This is a genomic window from Sorangium sp. So ce887 (assembly GCF_051521455.1).
In the GTDB taxonomy this organism is placed as follows: domain Bacteria; phylum Myxococcota_A; class Polyangia; order Polyangiales; family Polyangiaceae; genus Sorangium.
This window is the reverse complement of the sequence record NZ_CP150354.1, coordinates 7443697-7461697: the sequence shown is the minus strand read 5'-3', so window position 1 is coordinate 7461697 and position 18001 is coordinate 7443697. Positions and strand designations below refer to the sequence as shown.

General features: G+C 68.3%; 8 protein-coding genes and 1 pseudogene. 6 read left to right on the top strand and 3 right to left on the bottom strand.

Annotated features, from left to right (window positions below; translation table 11 throughout):
• Window positions 1–356: 356 nt before the first annotated feature.
• Complete coding sequence (locus WMF36_RS27580) at window positions 357–1622, top strand: glycosyl hydrolase family 8 (RefSeq protein ID WP_437573746.1); 1266 nt, start codon at window positions 357–359, stop codon at window positions 1620–1622.
• A gap of 73 nt (window positions 1623–1695) precedes the next feature.
• On the opposite strand, the gene WMF36_RS27575 is transcribed toward WMF36_RS27580, so the two are convergent.
• Window positions 1696–2346, bottom strand: coding sequence for a hypothetical protein (locus tag WMF36_RS27575; protein ID WP_437573745.1), 651 nt, complete (start codon window positions 2344–2346; stop codon window positions 1696–1698).
• Between the two features lie 265 nt (window positions 2347–2611).
• On the opposite strand from WMF36_RS27575, the gene WMF36_RS27570 reads away from it, so the two are divergent.
• The 5 genes and pseudogenes from WMF36_RS27570 (at window position 2612) to WMF36_RS27550 (ending at window position 11022) form a co-directional block, all read left to right on the top strand.
• On the top strand, window positions 2612–3463 hold the full coding sequence (locus WMF36_RS27570) for a hypothetical protein (protein WP_437573744.1): 852 nt from the start codon (window positions 2612–2614) through the stop codon (window positions 3461–3463).
• A gap of 309 nt (window positions 3464–3772) precedes the next feature.
• A complete protein-coding gene (locus WMF36_RS27565) occupies window positions 3773–4450 on the top strand; it encodes a hydrolase (protein ID WP_437573743.1) in 678 nt (225 codons plus the stop codon).
• Window positions 4451–4555: 105 nt separating this feature from the next.
• Window positions 4556–4711 (top strand): annotated as a pseudogene (locus WMF36_RS27560) (alpha/beta fold hydrolase); the annotation flags it as partial.
• Window positions 4712–5135: 424 nt separating this feature from the next.
• Window positions 5136–10031 (top strand): AAA family ATPase, encoded by a 4896-nt coding sequence (locus tag WMF36_RS27555; RefSeq protein ID WP_437573742.1) that lies wholly within the window; start codon window positions 5136–5138, stop codon window positions 10029–10031.
• A gap of 340 nt (window positions 10032–10371) precedes the next feature.
• Window positions 10372–11022, top strand: coding sequence for a glutathione S-transferase family protein (locus WMF36_RS27550; protein ID WP_437573741.1), 651 nt, complete (start codon window positions 10372–10374; stop codon window positions 11020–11022).
• 34 nt (window positions 11023–11056) lie between these two features.
• Here the strand turns inward: WMF36_RS27550 and WMF36_RS27545 are convergent, their stop codons facing one another.
• Both WMF36_RS27545 and WMF36_RS27540 read right to left on the bottom strand, forming a co-directional pair.
• Window positions 11057–16711 carry an AAA family ATPase gene (locus tag WMF36_RS27545; RefSeq protein WP_437573740.1) on the bottom strand — a complete coding sequence of 1885 codons (5655 nt, stop codon included), beginning with the start codon at window positions 16709–16711 and terminating at the stop codon, window positions 11057–11059.
• A gap of 237 nt (window positions 16712–16948) precedes the next feature.
• Window positions 16949–17920, bottom strand: a complete 972-nt coding sequence (locus tag WMF36_RS27540; RefSeq protein WP_437581971.1) for a sigma-54 interaction domain-containing protein — start codon at window positions 17918–17920, stop codon at window positions 16949–16951.
• Between the last annotated feature and the right edge of the window lie 81 nt (window positions 17921–18001).

The following is an 18001-nucleotide window of genomic DNA, read 5'->3' as shown; positions in this document are numbered from 1 at the left end:
GGCTGGGATCATCCGTGATCGGGTGACCACGGAAAAATCGAACCATCGACCGACCTCGTGGCGTGACGCCGTCTCCACCTGATTTGCGATTGACACGGAAACGCTGCTGCCCGCCGAGCGGGTCTGTCCGCGCGTCGCGCGCCACCGGAGCCGGGAAGATTTTCTGAAGGGCGGGCGCCTCGGCGGCATTCAGCCTGGGAGTGCCCTCGGCGGCGTTCAGCCTGGCAGCGTGATCCTGGGTTTCTCCCGGAACATGGCTGACGAACCGGAACAGCCTTGCGCGGGCCGCTCCGTCGCGTTCGTCGCTGCGCAGGTTGCCGCCTCGGGCAACTCTTTACCGCTTGGAGGCTGCTTCCATGTTCATGTCATCCTCGGTGGGGTCCTCATCACGACGAAAAGGAACGCTGAAGCGGATCCTGCAAGGGCTGACGCTGACCTTGCTCGGCGTCGCTGGCAGCGCACATGCCCAGAACCATCCGTTCGGTAGCCACCATCAGCCCTACGATGCGTCGACCTTGCGTGTCTCGGCAGGTCAGGCCGCGGCCGACAGCGCGACGTCAACTTTCTACTGGCAGTGGAAGAGTCGCTATGTTGAGCCCGGTTGTCAGCCGGACGAATACCGCATCCGGGCCAGCACGGGCGACGGCGCCCACGTCGTGTCGGAGGGGCAGGGCTACGGCATGCTGATCGCCGTGATGATGGCCGGGCAAGACGCCCAGGCGCAAACGATCTTCGACGGCCTGCACCGCTACAATCGCCGTCATCCCAGCCAGAACAACCCCGATCTGATGGCGTGGGCGCAGGATTCCAGCTGCCGCGACGTCCTCGATCACGACTCGGCCACGGACGGCGATCTCGACATCGCCTATGCGTTGCTGCTCGCGCACGAACAATGGGGCTCCAGCGGCGCGATCGACTACGCGGCCGCGGCCACCCGCGTGCTCAACGCGATCGCGACGAGCAACGTCAACCCGACCACGCGGCTGGTCAACCTCGGCGACTGGGCCAAGTGGCCCGACGATCCTCTGTATTACTACGCCACGCGCAGCTCCGACTGGATGCTCGGCCACTTCCGCAGCTTCATCGGACACCCCAGCACCGACTGGTCGCGGGTGCTGACCGCGCACCAGACCCTGATCGAGGCGATGCAGAGCCGGTACGCCAGCGCGACCGGCCTGTTGCCCGACTTCATCATCGACACGCAGAAGGCGACGCCTCGCCCCGCCAACGCCAACTTCCTCGAGGCGCCGCACGATGGCAGCTATTCCTGGAACGCGAGCCGCGTGCCGTGGCGCCTCGGCATCGATGCCGCCATCAGCGGCGACGCGCGCTCGCGCAACGCGGTCAGCAAGATCAGCAGCTGGATCCGCGGCAAGACCGGGGGCGATCCGCGCAACATCCGCGCTGGGTACACCCTCGCCGGTCGCGCGATCGAGTCCTACAATGACATGGTGTTCATGGCGCCGTTCGCGGTCGCGGCCACCGCGGATTCCGGCGGTCAGGCGTGGCTGGACAGCCTGTGGAGCCAGATCGTCTCCACCGCGCCCACCGAGGACTACTACGGCGACTCGCTCAAGCTGCTGTCCATGCTGTGCGTCTCACGGAACTGGATGACGCCCTGATCGATCTCCGGCCGCCTCACGCCCCGAGGGACCAAGGCGGCCCACAGCGTCACGCCAGCCCGGAACGCGCGCCCTACAGGACCGTGGTCATCTCGCGCGCCGAGTCGCCGCGTTCAGGGAGGCCCTTCGGTGCGCTGGCCCTGGCCTTGCCGACGATGCGGATCAGCAGCGCGGCCACGACAAGGCTCGCGAACGGCCAGTAAAACGGGTCCGACGCCGCGCGCTTGCCGAAGGAGTTCATGAACGACAGCCACAGATAATAGGATGCCGCGAGATGCAGCGCCTTCCACGCCCGGGGGCCGAGCCAGGCCGCCGTGCGCTTGAAGGACGTGACGGCCATCGCGAGGATGAAGACGTAGCCGAGGCCCGAGATCACATGGGTCGATGGCGGGACCCGCGAGTGATAGAGCACCGGATCCATGAAGGCATACGCCATGATGGCCAGCGCGTGCATGGCGTGCGAGCCCGCGAACGACAGGCCAAGGTAGCGGCGGTTGGCGCGCTGCCAGCGCGTGAAGCTGCTGGGCCACAGGCGGAACGCTGCCGACGCGGTGAAGGCCAGCAGGAACAGCGCCAGGGAGGTGCGCGCCGTCGTCCGCAGCACCATGCGCACGCCATCCACCGAGAAGTCGCTGCGCCACAGGATCGCGACCGCGACGGCCGCGATGATCAGCAGGCTCGTGCGCAGCAGGGACCATCCTTGAAAATGTCTCAGGGGGCTCATTGGGGGTCAGTCCTTGGACGGGGGAGGGATTCTCCGGTTGGGAGCTGCGCGCTCGCGCGCGGGTTGTGCGACCGCATCGCCCTGGATGATCTCGTCGACACCCTCCGGGCGCAGCGCATCCACCGCTCCTACGCGGGGCGGCGTTGCCGGTTTCGTCGCGGCGGCGCCGGACGGGCGCTGTCTCGTCCATCCCGGATCGGACGGTCGAGCCGCATGGCTCGACGCCGTCCACGACGGCTCGCGTCGTGTGCTGTATGCTGCCGTCATGAGCTGGAAAGAGAGCTGTCGCTCCCGCCTCCGCGAGCATCTCGACCCGCACGGCGATCTCGCTCCGCCATGGGAGCGCTTCCCCGACTACGAGCGCCACACCCTCGGTTGGCGAATGGGCGCAGGGGAGGACTGGATGGGGCTGTGGAGCGTCTTCCTCGAGCAGCTTGCCCCGGATCCCGAGAGCCGCATCGCCTACCTGCGACGCCACCCTCCCGCTCCCATCAGCTGGGCAGACGCCGTTCACCATGTCCTGTACCCCGCGGAAGGTGGCGACGAGGACGACAGCGACGAGGACGACAGCGACGAGGACGACCCGACTGCGGTGGTCCAGCGCCGCTCCGCGCTCCTGGAACAGGGGCTCATCGCGTCCGACGTCGCTTTCACCACCTGGCTCGCCCAGCAGAAGGAGCTGAGCTGGCCGTGGGAGATGTACTCGACGCCCGAGGACGCGGCCCGCTACAACACCCGCGAGCTCTGGTTCTGGTCGCGCCAGGTCGCCGAGCTCCGGAAAGGCAGCGGATGGACGCCCCCCGGCGTGCCGGAGAGCTGGCGAGCGTGTGCACAGGCGCTCGAGACAGGGGACGCTGGCCCGATCGAGCCTCAGCGAGGGCTCCTGTCGCTCGCCCGGCTGCTCTGCGCCGGGCACGCCAAGGCGCCCTGGCAGCTCGGCCTGTCGGTCGCCGACTTCGCCGACTCCTTCGAGGACGACATGGGTTACGTCGACGCGTTCCGCCTGTGGGGAATGTCGGCCTTCGATGACGCCCTCCAGCTCCGCCGCTACCTTGAGGCCACGCGCATGCCTCCGGGCTGGCAGGACTGGGTCGCGGAGCAGCTCCCCGTGGATTGAGCCGCCGAGGGCGCTCGCTGCCCCCGAGGAGGGCGGCGAGGACGACCTGACGCAGGCAGGAGAGCGCTTCGGGCGCCTCGTGTCGTCCCTGCGAGCGCACGGCTAGAACAATCCTGCCATCATCGTCGCTCGATCACCGGTCGCTTCGAGGGCGTCGGGCGATCGAGCTCCGGCGATCTTGTCCAAGACGGGTCCGTCATCGGCGGGTAGTGTTACGTGCGCATCGGCCGGAGGGGGCCTCTGCGCACGTTGCTCGCGGTCGGCGAACTCGCCGACGCGATTGTCCATGGCAGGAGCGATAGACAAGACATGAACCCGTATCACAAGCTGTACACGCCGCAGGATACCGCTGTCGTCTTCATCGATCATCAGCCGCAGATGACGTTCGGCGTCGCCAGCATCGACCGCGCGACGCTGATCAACAACGTCACCCTCCTCGCGAAGGCGGCGAAAGAGTTCAATGTGCCCGCGATCCTCACGTCCGTGGAGACCGAGTCGTTCAGCGGCTACGTGTGGCCGCAGCTCCTCGACGTGTTCCCCGGACAGGCCGTCATCGAGCGCACCTCGATGAACTCATGGGACGACCCCGCGTTCCGGGCGGCCATCGAGGCGACGGGCAAGAAGAACATCCTCATGACGGGGCTGTGGACCGAGGTTTGCGTGACCTGGCCTACTATCGAGCTCCTGGGCGCCGGCTACAACATCTATGTCGTCGAGGACTGCTGCGGGGCCACCTCTCCTGCGGCTCAGGAAGCCGCCTTGTCCCGCATGGTCCAGGCGGGGGCGGTGCGCCTCACGACGATCCCCGCGCTGCTGGAGTGGCAGCGCGACTGGGCGCGGCGCGAGCATTACAATAGCCTCATGGCCCTGCTCAAGCAGCAGGCCGCCGCGTACGGCGTGGGGGTCGAGTACGCCTACACGATGGTCCACCACGCGCCGCAGTCCGCGGCGAAGCCGCAGATCGTGCCGAAGAAGGCCAGTCACTAGGCCGCCGCCCATGAATCAGACCCTCCACGTCGCCATCACCCGGCGTGTTCGATGGGAGCACGCCGAGGCGTTCGAGCGAGGCCTGGCGATTTCGCACACCGCTCCATGCACTTCATGCTCTCGGGCCTGCGCGGGCTGCTCGACGGCGGGTGCGAGTGCTTCGCCCATGATCGGCGCAGCCACGGTCGCTCGGACCAGACCTGGGACGGCAACCACATGGACCAGTACGCCGACGACCTCGCGGAGCTGATCGAGGCGCTTCCAGGGAGCCGACCACGGCCTCGCCCACACGCGCGCGGGGGAGTTCAACGCCGAGCTGCTGGCCTTTCTCGAGCGCTGAAGCGGGCTCAGGCGCTGAAGCGCGTCCACCGGCGGGGCCCGCGCCGCCCCGAGGCATGATGACCCCGCCCTGAGCCCTGCTCGCTGCGTTCCAGTTTCCCTCTTGCCCGGCTGATTTCCGCCGTGGTAATTTCCACGGACTCAGAGGTCCGGGGCGGTTGGTTGGCTGCGATACAGGCCGGCGCGCTCTCCTCCTTCGTGCCTCCTGTTCCGTCTGCCACCGGCAGCTTCCCTGGTCGCAAGGCCGTTGCTCTGATCCGCCGTCCGCCTGTACGGTCGGGGCGGGGAGGGGGCACGACTCGCTCGTGCGCCACCCGATCTTCGCGGTGCTCCCTCGAACCCAGCAATGCTCACCCTACCCAGCTACCACTCTGTCATCCACTTCGACCCGATCGGCGACACCGCCCGCTACCGCGCCGTCCGCGCGAGCGACGGCGCCCCCGTGGTGCTCAAGGTGCTCGGCGCGGCCGAGTCGCGCGTCGTCGACCGTGCCCGGCTCAAGCACGAGTACAAGCACATCGCGCGCATCGAGTCCGAGCGTGTCGTCAAGGTCCACGGGGTGGAGGAGGTGGATGGGAACCTCGTCCTGGTGCTCGAGGACGCAGTCGGGGACGAGCTCGGGAGCTTCCTTGCCGCGCGCGGCAGGCTCGACATCGATCTGTGTCTCGATCTCGCCATCTCGATGACCGAGGCGGTGCGCGTGCTGCACGGGCATGGGGTCGTGCACGGCGCCGTCCGGCCGAAGAGCTTTGTCGTCTCCGGCGACGGTCAAGCGCGGATCCTCAACTACGGTGTCGACGCCGCGGTCACCCAGGAGGGCGCGTCGCTCTACAGCGATGCTGTCCTGTCCGACGTGCTCCCCTATACCTCGCCCGAGCAGACCGGCCGGATGAACCGGAGCGTCGACCACCGCTCGGATCTGTACTCGCTCGGCGTGCTCTTCTACCGGATGCTCACCGGCAGCCTGCCCTTCGAGGCGCTCGACCCGCTCGAGCTCATCCACGCCCACATCGCCCTCATCCCCGAGCACCCCGCGGAGCGGAGCGCCGGCGTGCCCGCCCCGCTCGGCGACGTGGTCATGAAGCTGCTCGCCAAGAACGCGGAGGATCGTTATCAATCCGCGCTCGGCCTCCTCGCCGACCTCCACGAGTGCCGGCGGCGCCTCGCGCAGGGCCGCCTCGATCGCTTCGACCTCGGCCAGCGCGACGCCGCGCTCCTGCTGCAGATCCACCAGCGGCTCTATGGCCGCGAGGAGAGCATCGAGCGCCTCACGCAGGCCTTCTTCGGAGTCCTCGGCGGCGCGCGCAAGGTCGTCCTCGTGTCGGGCTACTCGGGCATCGGCAAGTCGTCCCTGGTGCAGGAGATCCTGAAGCCCCTCGCGCGCGAGAAGGGGTATTACATCAGCGGGAAATACGACCAGTACAACCGGGATCGGCCCCTCGGCCCGGTGCTCCAGGCGTTCGACGCGCTGCTCCGGCAGCTCCTGTCCGAGAGCGAGGAGCGCATCGCGCGCTGGCGAGCGGCGATGATCCAGGGGCTCGGGAACAACGCGCAGGTCATCTGCGAGGTCCTCCCCGCGCTCGAGTACCTCATCGGCGAGCAGCCGCCCGTGCCCGCCCTGGGCCCCGTCGAGGCGCAGAACCGCCTGAACCTCACCTTCCAGCGCTTCGTCTCGGTCTTCACGGGGCAGGGGCGCCCTGTCGTCCTCTTCCTCGATGATCTCCAGTGGATCGACGCCGCGAGCCTGAGCCTCGTCAACGCGCTGCTCGAGGGCGACGGGCTCGGGGCGTTCTTCTTCTGCGGCGCTTACCGCGACAACGAGGTGAGCTCCGCGCACCCGTTCATCCGCGCCGTGGAGGACCTCCGGAAGGGCGGTGTCGAGATCGAGCCCATCGTGCTCACCCCGCTCGCGCTCCCGCACGTCACGGCGCTCGTCAACGACAGCCTCGTGCGCTCGGACGGCGGGCAGCTCGCGGCGCTCGTGCTGAAGAAGACCGGCGGCAACCCGTTCTTCATCAAGCGCTTTCTCAAGTCGATCCACGACGGCGGCGCCCTGTCGTTCGACCAGGCCGGCCGCTGGTCGTGGGATCTCGCGGCGATAAGCGCCCTCGAGTACACAGATAACGTCCTCGACCTCATGGCGAGCAACATCCGCCGCCTGCCCGCGCCCACGCAGGAGGCGCTCCGGCTCGCGGCGGCGATCGGCAACCGCTTCGATCTGGGCACGCTGTCCACGATCAGCGGGTGCTCCATCGACGCGTTCTACGCGCGCGTCGAGCCGGCGCTCAAGGAGGAGCTCATCACGAGCGACGGCGCGAGCCACCGCTTCGTCCACGACAAGATCCAGGAGGCCTCCTACTCGATGATCCCTGTCGAGGAGCGGCCGGGGCTCCACCACCGCATCGGGGTGCTCCTGCGGGAGGAGCTCGGGGCCGACGGGCGAGGGCTCTACGACGTCGTGAACCACCTGAACCGCGCGGGCGATCTGATCCGCGATCCCGCGGCGCGCCTCGACCTCGCGCGGATGAACCTCGCCGCGGCCGAGCGGGCCGAGGAGAGCGCGGCCTTCGACGCCGCGCTCAAGTACCTGGCCGAGGGGATCGCGAGGCTCCCCGCCGAGCCGTGGGTGACGGAGTACGAGCTCAGCTTCGCGCTCACCACGAAGATCGGCCTCATGCAGGTGCTCGCCGGCCGCCCCGACGACGCCCTCGTCACGCTGGAGCAGGCCGTCGTCCACGGGACGAGCCGGCTCGACAAGACGCGGGCGTACGGGCTCAAGGTGAAGGTGCATGTCCTCAAGGCCGATCTGCACGCCGCCCTGACCGAGGGGCTCGTGGCCTTGCGGCTCTTCGGGATCGATCTCCCGCCCTTCCCGTCGGACGAGGCGGTCGCCGGCGACGTGGAGGCGACGCTGAAGCTCATCGACGGCCGTTCGATGGAGTCGCTCCTCGATCTGCCGCGGCTCGCCGACCCCGAGATCGCCGCCCTGCACAGCGTGCTGGAGGAGATGATCTCGGCCTGCTATTTCCTCGCCAGCAACAACTTCGGGTTCTGCGTGATGCGGATCCTCCGGGACACCGTGCAATACGGCGTCTCGCAGAGCTCGGTCTTCTCCTACGTCGTCTTCGGCCAGATCCTGTGCGTCAGCGGCCGTATCCCGCTCGGTTACGCCTTCGGCGAGGCCGCGGTCGAGCTCCTCCAGCGCTATCCGGACAAGCGGAGCGAGCCGATCCTCGCGTGCATGTGGGGCGCGTTCGTCATGCACTTTCGGACGAGCTACGGAAGGGGGCGAGAGATCCTGCACACCGGCATCCATGCCGGCCTGGAGACGGGGCAGTACGTCTGGTCGTTCTACTGCATGGTCAACGCGAACACGAGCACGCTCCTGCTCGGCCTGCCCCTCGCCGAGATCAAGGCCGAGTCGCGATCGCTGCTCCCCCTGCGGAAGTTCGACAGGTGGAATTTCATCACCTGGATGGTGAGCGCCATCGGCCAGCTCTGCGAGAACCTCATGAGGCCGGATCCGGGCCCGTCGGATCTCTCCGGCGAGTGGATCGAGATCGACGAGATCATCGCGGCCGCGGCCGCGATCAACAACCAGGCTTCCCTCTTCTTCGCCCTCTTCTACCGCCTCGTCCTGCGCCTGTTCCAGGGCGACCACGCGGGGGCGGCCGCGCTCGCGTTCGACGCGAACTCCAGCATCATCGGGATCGCCGGCTGGCAAGGCAACCCGCCGTTCCATTTCTACGGCGGCGTCGCCCTGATCCTGGCGGCCGAGGGCGCGGATCCGGAGACGCGGGAGAAGTACCTCGCGAAGGCCCGCGCCTTTGGCGAGAAGGTCGCGTTCTGGGCGAGCCACGCTCCCGACAACATGAAGCACCGCCACCTCCTGCTCGCGGCCGAGCTCGCGCGCGTGGACGGCGACACGCGGAAGGCGCTGGACCTCTACGACGAGGGCATCCGCGCGGCCGGCGAGGGCGGCGCTCTGCACGACGGCGCCCTCGGCAACGAGCTCTGCGCGCGCTGCTACCTGAAGCTCGGGAGGACCACGCTCGCGCGCGCCTACATGATCGAGGCGCACGCGCAGTATGCGCGCTGGGGCGCCGCGAGCGCCATGGCCCGCCTCGAGCGCGACTATCCCGATCTCCTGAAGCGCGAGCTGCCGATCCTCGCCAGCGCGCCGGTGGTGGTCCGGGAGGACCTCGACCTGCGCAGCGTGCTCAAGGCCTCTCAGGCTCTCTCCGGGGAGATCGTATTGCCCCGGCTGCTCGAGGCGCTGATGCGCATCATGCTCGAGAGCGCCGGCGCGCGCCGCGGCTTCTTGATCTTGAAGGACGAGGGGAGTCTCACCATCGAGGCCCTCGGCGACGTCGTGGGCGACCGCTTCGAGCGGGTCGCCTCGGCTCCGCTGGATTCCCGCGCCGATCTGGCCGCCAGCGTGATCAAGTATGTCGCGCGGACCGAGGAGACCGTCGTCATCGACGACGGCCCGAGCCATCCCTCCTTCGCGTCCGACCCCCATATCAGGACCGCTCGGGTGAGGTCGCTGCTCGCCTCGCCGATCGCTCATCAGGGGCGCGTCATCGGCGTCGTCTACCTGGAGAACGCGCTCGCCAGCGCTGCGTTCACGCGCGATCGTGGCGAGCTCATCGGCCTGCTCTCGTCCCAGATCGCCGTCTCGCTGGAGAACGCGCGCCTCTTCGCCCGGCTGGAGGACAAGGTGGAGGCCCGCACGGCCGAGCTCAGCGCGGCGCACGCCGAGCTCGGCGTGCTCTACGCGGCGCGGGAGCGGGAGCAGGAGGAGCGGATGCTGGAGCAGCGCGCCCTCATCGACCAGCAGCGCGAGGTCATCCACGCCCTCTCCGCGCCCATCCTCCAGGTGTGGGATGGTGTCCTGGCCGTGCCGCTCATCGGCGCTCTGGACCGCGAGCGCGCGGACGAGCTCATGCACAGCCTGCTGAGCGCTGTCTCGCGCGGCAGCGTCCGCTTCGCCATCCTCGACACCACCGGCGTCGAGGCCATCGACGAGGCCGTCGCCGATCATCTCGTGCGGATCGTGCGCGCCGTCGAGCTCCTGGGCGTCCGCGCGATCGTGACCGGGATCCGCCCCGCGGTCGCGCGGACCATGACCTCTCTCGACATCGACCTGCGGGCCCTGGGCACGCACGCCACCCTGCGCGAGGCCCTCAAGTTCTGCATGCGGAGCCTCACCTCCGGGCCGCGCGCGTCGCGCCACCGCTGACGTTCCGAGCGGCGATCCGACCGCCGGTTGCGACAATCCAACCTGGACGCGGCAATCCAAACCCGGTTGCGGGAATGCGATCCAGATTGGGCAGTCCGACCAGGCGGGGCGACCTGACCCAGGTTGGGCGGGGCCCCGCTCGATCCTCCATCGAGCGGGTTCTTGACGCCCTCCATCCCCCGCGATAGTCAGGCATTCGCTTCATCAACGCGCCTTCGCCCGAACGGTCGTCCCCGGCACCTGCTGAACCGGTTAAGTTTGGATACGGCTTGCGGCCGATCTCTGCGCCGATCCGGTCGTCGGCGTGGAGGGTGGCGCCGGCGCAAAGGAGATCTCCCGGATGTCGCTCACGTTCTACTTCCATCCCCTCGCGTCGTATTGCCAGAAGGCGCTCATCGCCTTGTACGAGAACGACACGCCCTTCGAGCCGCACCTCGTCGATCTCGGGAACGAGGCTGCCAGCGCGGAGTTCAAGAAGCTCTGGCCCATGGGAAAGATGCCGGTGCTGCGCGACGATGCGAGGGATCGGACCATCCCGGAGTCGACCATCATCATCGAGTACCTGGCGCTCCATCACCCGGGCAGGACGCAGCTCGTCCCCGCGGACGCGGACCTCGCCTTGCAGACGCGCCTGCGCGATCGTTTCTATGATTGCTACGTCCACGATCCCATGCAGAGGATCGTCGGCGACAGGCTGCGTCCCCCGGAGAAGAAGGACCCGCTCGGCGTGGAGCAGGCGAGGAGCCTGCTGCTGACCTCCTACGGCATGATCGAGCAGGAGATGGCCAGCAAGAAGCCGTGGGCCATGGGCGACACCTTCAGCCTGGCCGATTGCGCCGCTGCGCCGGCGCTGTTCTATGCGAACCAGGTGCAGCCCTTCGTGGACACTCACAGGAACGTGGGCGCCTATTTCGAACGCCTGATGGCGCGCCCTTCCTTCGCCCGGGTGGTCGAAGAGGCGAAGCCGTACTTCCACATGTTCCCGAGGTAGAGCGCCCAGAGCGGGGCATCTTGGTGGACGGCCTTCACACTCTGTCAAGCGTGATCGCGGGCGGTCCCGCGCAGGGCAGCTCGACTGTGAACCTCGATCCCGCGCCCAGCGTGCTGTCGACGCGGACCGCGCCGCCGAGCGCCTCCACGATCCCTCGAACGATGTAGAGGCCGAGCCCGAATCCTCCATAGTTGTGCGTCGACACCGCGCGCTCGAAGCGCTCGAACACGCGGGCGAGCCGCGCGGGCGGGATCCCGATGCCACGGTCCTCCACCGTGAGCTGTGCCATGCCGTTCCTCCGTGCAACTGTGATTGAGATGGGCTCGCCGGCGCCGAACTTGAGGGCGTTGTCGAGAAGATTCGCCATCACCTGCTCCAGCCTGAATCGATCCCACGTCCCGACGACGGGCGCCTCGGCATGCACGTGGAGCGACGACCGGGATTGCGCTATGCGCTCGCGGAATGGCTCGACGGCCTCGCGCACGACCGCGGCGAGGTCGACCTGCTCGAGGTGGAGAGGGATCCGACCGGCATGGAGCCGGGAGACGTCGAGCAGCTCGTCGATGAGGCGCACGAGCCGATCGATCTGCCTCTCCGTGGTCCGCAAGGCTCGCGTGATCTGCTCCTCGGTCGCGGGCTCGCGCTTCCGGCGCAAGAGCCCCTGAATGGCTAACCTCATCGAGGCGATCGGGGTTCTCAGCTCGTGGGAGGCGATGGTGATGAACTCCTCGCGGACGCGCACCCCCTCCTGGGCGTCGCGATAGAGACGGGCGTTGTCGACAGCCATCGCGGCTCGATGCGCCAGCTCCTCGGCAACGGCCAGATCCGAAGGCCCGTACGAGCGTGTCGGGTCCGCGGCGCTCAGGGTGATGGCCCCGAGCGTCCTTCCCCGAGCGATCAGCGGCACGGCCATGGCGCTGTGCGCCCCGAGCTCGCGGAGAAGCCGGGCGTGCTCGTCGTCCCGGGTATGGGATTGCACGACGGCCTCCGTGAGCTCCGGCAGCACGACCGGCACGCCGGCGGCAAGCACGCCGGTCGACAGCTGGGGTGAGGTCCAGTCGGGCGGGTCCCGCTCCTGCAGCGCGCGGAGCGCCATTTCCTTTGCAGGGTCGGCGTGCTTCTCGGCCACGCGTCGGATCTGTCCGTCCTCCTCGATCACGTCGATGAAGCACCATGCAGCGAGCGTGGGAACGACGAGCGACGCGAGGCTCTGCAGGGTCGTCGGATAGTCGAGCGATGCGGCGAGCACCTCGCTCGCGCTGGCCAGGAAGCGCACGGCCTGCTCCGCGCGCGTCCGCTCGTCGACCTCCACCTTGAGCTTCTCGAAGAGGAGGCTGTTCTCGATCGCAATGGCAATCTGGGCCGACAAGACCTCCAGCACCCGCACGCGCTCCTTCGTGAAGGCGTAGGTCGTCAGGTCGTTTTCGAAGAGGAAGGTGCCGAGCAGCGACTCCTTCCGCTGGATGGGGAGCACGAGGAGCGACTTCACGTTTCCATCGGCCAGGTAGGGGTCAGACGCGAATGTTGCGTCCATGGATGCGTCGTCCAGCACGAGGACCTTCCGGGTCCTGCGCACGTGCTCGATGATCTCCCGCGGGACCTGCCGCGCGCCTTCGAGCGGCGTCCGCTCGATGAATACCGGCTTGACCGCTCGCCCGCTCGCCCGGACGAAGGGAGCGCCCGCTTCCTCGAAGACGAGCACGCCCCGCTCGGCGCCGGCCGCCTGGAGGCATGTCTCCATCAGTTTTCCGAGCAGACGCTCGAGCACGATCTCGCTCGTGATGGCCTCTGCCGCCTTGAGCAGGCTGAGCGCGTCGAGCATCTCCCCGCGGGAGGGCTCGTCGGCAACGCTGGATGCCGCGATCCCCCCGTCGAGGGCGAACTCGCGCTCGAGCGCGCGCGCCTTTTCCAGAGCTCCCCACCGCGCCCAGCCCTGCACAGCTGGGCGCAAATACATGGCGTCCGCGACGCGGCTCCTGCCAAACGCGCGGAGCAGGCGACCGCCGAGCTCGCTCGCCAGCGCCGTATATTGCAGAAATCCCGCCCGCGCCGCCTCCTCGATGGCCTGATCGTAGGCCTGGGCGGAATCGAGGAAACGCCCCTCCACTCGGGCAATCTCCGCGTCCACGATGAGGCGTTTGTGGCGGAAGTTCTCGGCGCAGCTCTCTTCCCACCGCCGCATCTGAGCCTGCAAGCCCGCCACGCGGGTCAAGAGCTCGGTCCGCTCCGGAGCCGTGGCCCCGTCATGAAGCGAAAGCAGGGTGAGCGCGGTGAACAGCACATGCTCAGCTACGGGGCCAAACCCGCCCAGAAGGTCGAGGTGGACGAGCGCCGCCTCGGACCACCTCCGAGCCTCCCCGATCTCGCCGAACAGGTACGAGGTCTCGAGGCGCAGGATGCCATACATGCACGACACCGTCGGCTCGTTCGAGGCAGATGCGAGGAACGTCGCCTCGCTGAACTCGCCGTCGTCGAAGCGGTTGCGTCCGTGCGTCATCCCCCTCAGGCAGCAAATCGCCTGCCGATAGGCGAGGTGGCAGAGAGCGATCCCCTGATTGCCGGCCCTCCGGCAGAATGACAGACCGTCGTTCAGCTCGACCAGCACCCGGTCAAGCTCCATCCCCGCTGTAAATGAATAGACGACCATCGCCCTGCTGGCATAGGCGGCCATGCGAAACTGGCCCGATTGCCGCCCCAGCGTGAAGTCGTGGTAGCTCGCTGTCGCGCAGGAGGCGAAAGGCTGCCGCCAAGGACGGACGAACGCGTTGTGGCAGTGGGAAGCCTCGACCTGCCGCGCGGCGTCCCCGGATCTCTCGGCCAGCTCCAGGGCGACGCGGCTGAACGCCTCGGCCTCCGCGAATTCGCCGACGGCGGCCAGGTACATGGAATAGCAGCCGTACGCCGTGGAATAGGCGCCCTGGCCGCGCTCGAGCGCGAAGCGGACCCCCCTCGCCGCGACCAGCACGAAGAGATCGCGATCAGCGAACCAGGCGGGCTGCAGCATGGCCGATGTGAGCCGCACGGAGGCGTCTTCCTCGGCGCTTTTCACGTGCGGAGCGCCGAGGAGCGCCGCCGGGGAGCGATCCCCGAGCAGGGCCCGAATGGCCTCCCGCTCCGATTCCACCGCGCGGCCGAGATCCTCCCGCGGCAGCTCGAGGCCAAGCGCTTGCCAGGCCGCCCTCCCCCACTCGATCGCTGCCTTGTATTCGCCCGTGGTCGTCGCGCTCGCAATGCGAATCTCCTGGAGATCCACCGCCTCGAGCAGGGAGGCGGCATGGCCGAGCCCCTCCTCGACGAGCGCGCTGCACAGCGCATGGTCGCCCGTCAGCGAGGCGCATTCGGCCGCGGCGCAGTGAAGGGAGAAGCAAAGCTCGTAGTGCGAGCGCCACGCGCCGTCCGGCAGCAATCCGAGCGCAGTCCGGAAGTACGCGAGCGCGGGGCCAAAGGCCGCAGCGCGCCGCGCCTTGATCCCAGCGCGTTGGTTCAACCTCGCGAGCTCGACCCGCTCGAGCCCTGCGAGCAGGTCTCGGCCCAGATCGAGCTGGTCGACGACGTCGAACAGCCTCTCCTCGAGCTCGTCGCCCCGAAAGAGCACCAAGAGGCTGCGTCCGATCTGCAAATGGAGCTTCTTCTGCTGCTCCTCGGAGAGAAGCGCGTAGGCGGCCTGCTGGACGCGATCGTGGACGAACCGGGCGCGGAGCACCGCATCTTTCGACCCGTGCTCGTCATCGGGGACGAGCAGCCCCTCGCGCAGCGCCTCGTCCAGCCAGGGGGTCGTCTCGTCGATTGACTTGCCCCAGAGGGTCGCGAGGATTCGCAGGTCCACGTGCTTGCCGACGCACGCCGCGAGCTGGAGGAGCTGTTGCGCCTCTTCGGACAACCTGCGGATGGCCGCCGTCGTCAGCTCGATCACGTTTTCGGTAATTCCGACCCGCTCGATCCGCCGCAGGTTCCAGGTCCACGTCCCTCGCGCGCTGTCGAAGGCAAGGAGGCGGTCGCGGTGAAGCGAGCAAAGGAGCGTTCTGACGAAGAACGGATTGCCCCCGGTTTTCGCGAGGACCAGCGCTGCGAGCGGTCTCACGCGATCATCGGGCTTGCAGCGGAGGAGGTCGGTGAGGAGCGCGACGAGCGCATCGATGCCGAGCGGACCGAGGTCCAGACGCATGATGACGGCGCCCACCCTCCGGACCTCGTCCAGCGCCCTGGCGAGGGGGTGATCGGGGCCGACGTCCCGCGGCCGGAACGCGCCGAGCAGGAGCACGCGCCTGCTCTCGGCGTCCGTAACGAGGGCCCGCAGGACCCGGAGCGAGGCCGCGTCCGTCCATTGCAGGTCGTCGAGGAAGAGCACGAGGGGCCGGAGCGCGGCAACGGCGCGCACGAAGACCTGGAGCGTGAGGTGGAAGCGGTTCTCCGTCTCCATCGGACCGAGCACGGGAACCTCGGGCAAATCACCAATGACACCCCGGAGCTCCGGGACGAGATCTGCGAGCACGCGGCCGTTGGCTCCAACGGCCTCCCGGAGGCGCCGGAGCTCCTGCGCCCGAGACGCCTCGGGCTCGGACTCGGAGAGGACCGCGCGCGCGAGGGCGCGGAGCGCCTCCAATACCGATGCATAGGGCACGTTCGCCGCGCGCAGGTCGAATTTGCCGGAGGCGAACCGGCCGCCTCGCGCGAGCGCCGCGTCACGCACCGCCGCGACGAGGGCGGTCTTGCCGACGCCAGCATCTCCCGCTACGAGCATGAGCTCGGTCCCGTGGGTCGAGACGCGGGCGAGGGCGTCTCGCAGCACGGCGAGCTCGCGCTGGCGGCCATACAGGCGCTTCGGCAGCGGCAGCTCCTTGCCCAGGTCGAGCCGGCCCAGCTCGAACGGCTCGATCGTGCGGGACGCGAGCCATTGCCGCCGCGCTTGATGGAGGTCGGCGGAGAGGGCATCGGCGCTCTGGTATCGCTGCTCCGGCATCTTGGCGAGGAGCTTCTGCACGAGATCGGCGAGCAGCGGCGGGACGCGCGGATTCACGATCGACGCGGGCACCGGCACTCGCGCGATATGTGCATGCGTGAGCTCGAGCGGATCCGAGGAGCGGAAGGGGGGTGCGCCGGTGAGCGCCGCATAGAACGTCGCTCCCAGAGAGTAGAGGTCCGAGCGCCAATCGACGAACCGGTTCATCCGCCCCGTCTGCTCCGGCGAGATCCACGAGAGCTTACGGGTCTGTTTCAGATCGAACGCCCCGGTGACGCTCGTGCGCGCGGACGTCTCGACGAAGTGGATCAGCGTGACCCTCCCGCCCGGACCGAGCACCACGCGAGACGGCGCGATCGCTCGGTGGACGACGTTCTTGGCGTGAATGCGGGCACAGATGTCCGCGAGCTCGGAAGCGATCTCGAGAAAGGCGTCGATGGGCAGGGGGCCCGCGTCGAGCCGCTGCTCGAGGTCCTCGGGGCCCGCGTCCTCCAGCACGAGTGTCGGCGTCTGCTCCTGATCCTCCCATCGGAGCGGACGCGCGACCCCGGGAGCGTCGAGCGCGAGAAGGACACCCTGTTCGCCGCGCAGCAGCTCGGTCGCGCGCGGCGAACACGGGCCCGGCAGGACGCTCTTGCGCACGACCGTCCTGCCGTTCATCGTGTGCCTGGAAATCACAAAATACCGGCAACGGTGAATCTCGGACGATGTCCCGGAACTCCAGACCATCACGCTGGCCCCACGGTAGTTTAGGGCGCCATGCGAGTGATGGCGAGCGCCGGTTCGGCGAGCGAGCCCCCTGAGGCGCGGGCAAGACATCGACACGACATCGAACGGCGCGCGCTCCTGCGCGGCGATCCTTGACACAGCGGACACTCGGGCTCTTTGTTGCATTACTCTCAAGAGACCAGGAGTTATTCAGCAGTGCCATCAGGAGACTGACGGATTCGCTCGTGCCGCGGTCCTCTATCGGGGCGGCGCGGCCGGGCCGACCGGACCCGACGCAGCGAGATACCGCTGCACCGTGCGAAGGCTGATCCCGAGCCGCTTTGCGGCCCTCGAACGATTGCCGCTCTCCAGCGCCAGCGCGGCGTCGAGGATCTTCCGGATCGACTCGTCCAGCGTGGCGTCGAGCGAGATCTCCAGCACGCGAGCGCCTCCGGAGCCCGAGGCGGAGGGGGCCTCGAAGGCCGGGGCCAGCTCCCGGAGCGGCCTTGGAAGATCGCGCAGCCGGACCTGCTTGCCCGATCGCAGGAGCGTGAGCAGCTCGATGACGCTCCGGAGCTCGCGCACGTTGCCCGGCCAGTCGTGCCGGCGCAAAGCGGCCATCGCCGCCCGCGTCATCCGGGCCGGCGGCTCCCCGTGCTTGGCGGCGAGCTGCTGCAGGAACAGGTGCACGAGCGGCGGGAAATCGGCCTGTCGCTCCCGGAGGGGCGGCACCAGCAGCGTCACCCCCTGGATACGATAATAAAGGTCGGCCCGGAAACGGCCGGCCTTCACCTCCTCCTCCAGCGGCCGAAGCGTCGCGCACACGATGCGGGCATCCACGGAGAGCTTCTCGGTGCCGCCCACGCGCATGAACTTCCTGTTCTCAAGGAAGCGCAGGAGCTTTGCCTGAACCGAGATCGGCATCTCGCCGATCTCGTCGAGGAAGAGCGTCCCGCCGTCCGCCGCCTGGATCTTGCCGCGCGTCCTCTCGACCGCTCCGGTGAAGGCGCCTCTCTCGTGGCCGAACAGCTCGCTCTCGAAGAGCGCCTCCGGCACGGCAGCGCAGTTGATGGGGATGAAAGGACCCGAGCGACGGAGCGACAGATCATGGATCTGGCGGGCGAGCACTTCCTTGCCGGTCCCGCTCTCGCCGACGAGCGAGATCCCCACCTCCTTCGGGGCGACCGTGCGAAGAACGCGGCCGAGATCCCGCATCGCAACCGACCGCATCACGGGCTCAATAACTACGTCAAGTTGTCGTGATCGGCGGTTCACGAGCAAATTATAGCGACAATCTGTCGCCATGCCACA

Excerpts from the sequence above, each read along its gene's own strand:
- WMF36_RS27580 (WP_437573746.1), top strand. The coding sequence starts at position 357 with ATGTTCATGTCATCCTCGGTGGGGTCCTCATCACGACGAAAAGGAACG.
- WMF36_RS27575 (WP_437573745.1), bottom strand. The coding sequence starts at position 2,346 with ATGAGCCCCCTGAGACATTTTCAAGGATGGTCCCTGCTGCGCACGAGC.
- WMF36_RS27570 (WP_437573744.1), top strand. The coding sequence starts at position 2,612 with ATGAGCTGGAAAGAGAGCTGTCGCTCCCGCCTCCGCGAGCATCTCGAC.
- WMF36_RS27565 (WP_437573743.1), top strand. The coding sequence starts at position 3,773 with ATGAACCCGTATCACAAGCTGTACACGCCGCAGGATACCGCTGTCGTC.
- WMF36_RS27555 (WP_437573742.1), top strand. The coding sequence starts at position 5,136 with ATGCTCACCCTACCCAGCTACCACTCTGTCATCCACTTCGACCCGATC.
- WMF36_RS27550 (WP_437573741.1), top strand. The coding sequence starts at position 10,372 with ATGTCGCTCACGTTCTACTTCCATCCCCTCGCGTCGTATTGCCAGAAG.
- WMF36_RS27545 (WP_437573740.1), bottom strand. The coding sequence starts at position 16,711 with ATGGTCTGGAGTTCCGGGACATCGTCCGAGATTCACCGTTGCCGGTAT.
- WMF36_RS27540 (WP_437581971.1), bottom strand. The coding sequence starts at position 17,920 with ATGCGGTCGGTTGCGATGCGGGATCTCGGCCGCGTTCTTCGCACGGTC.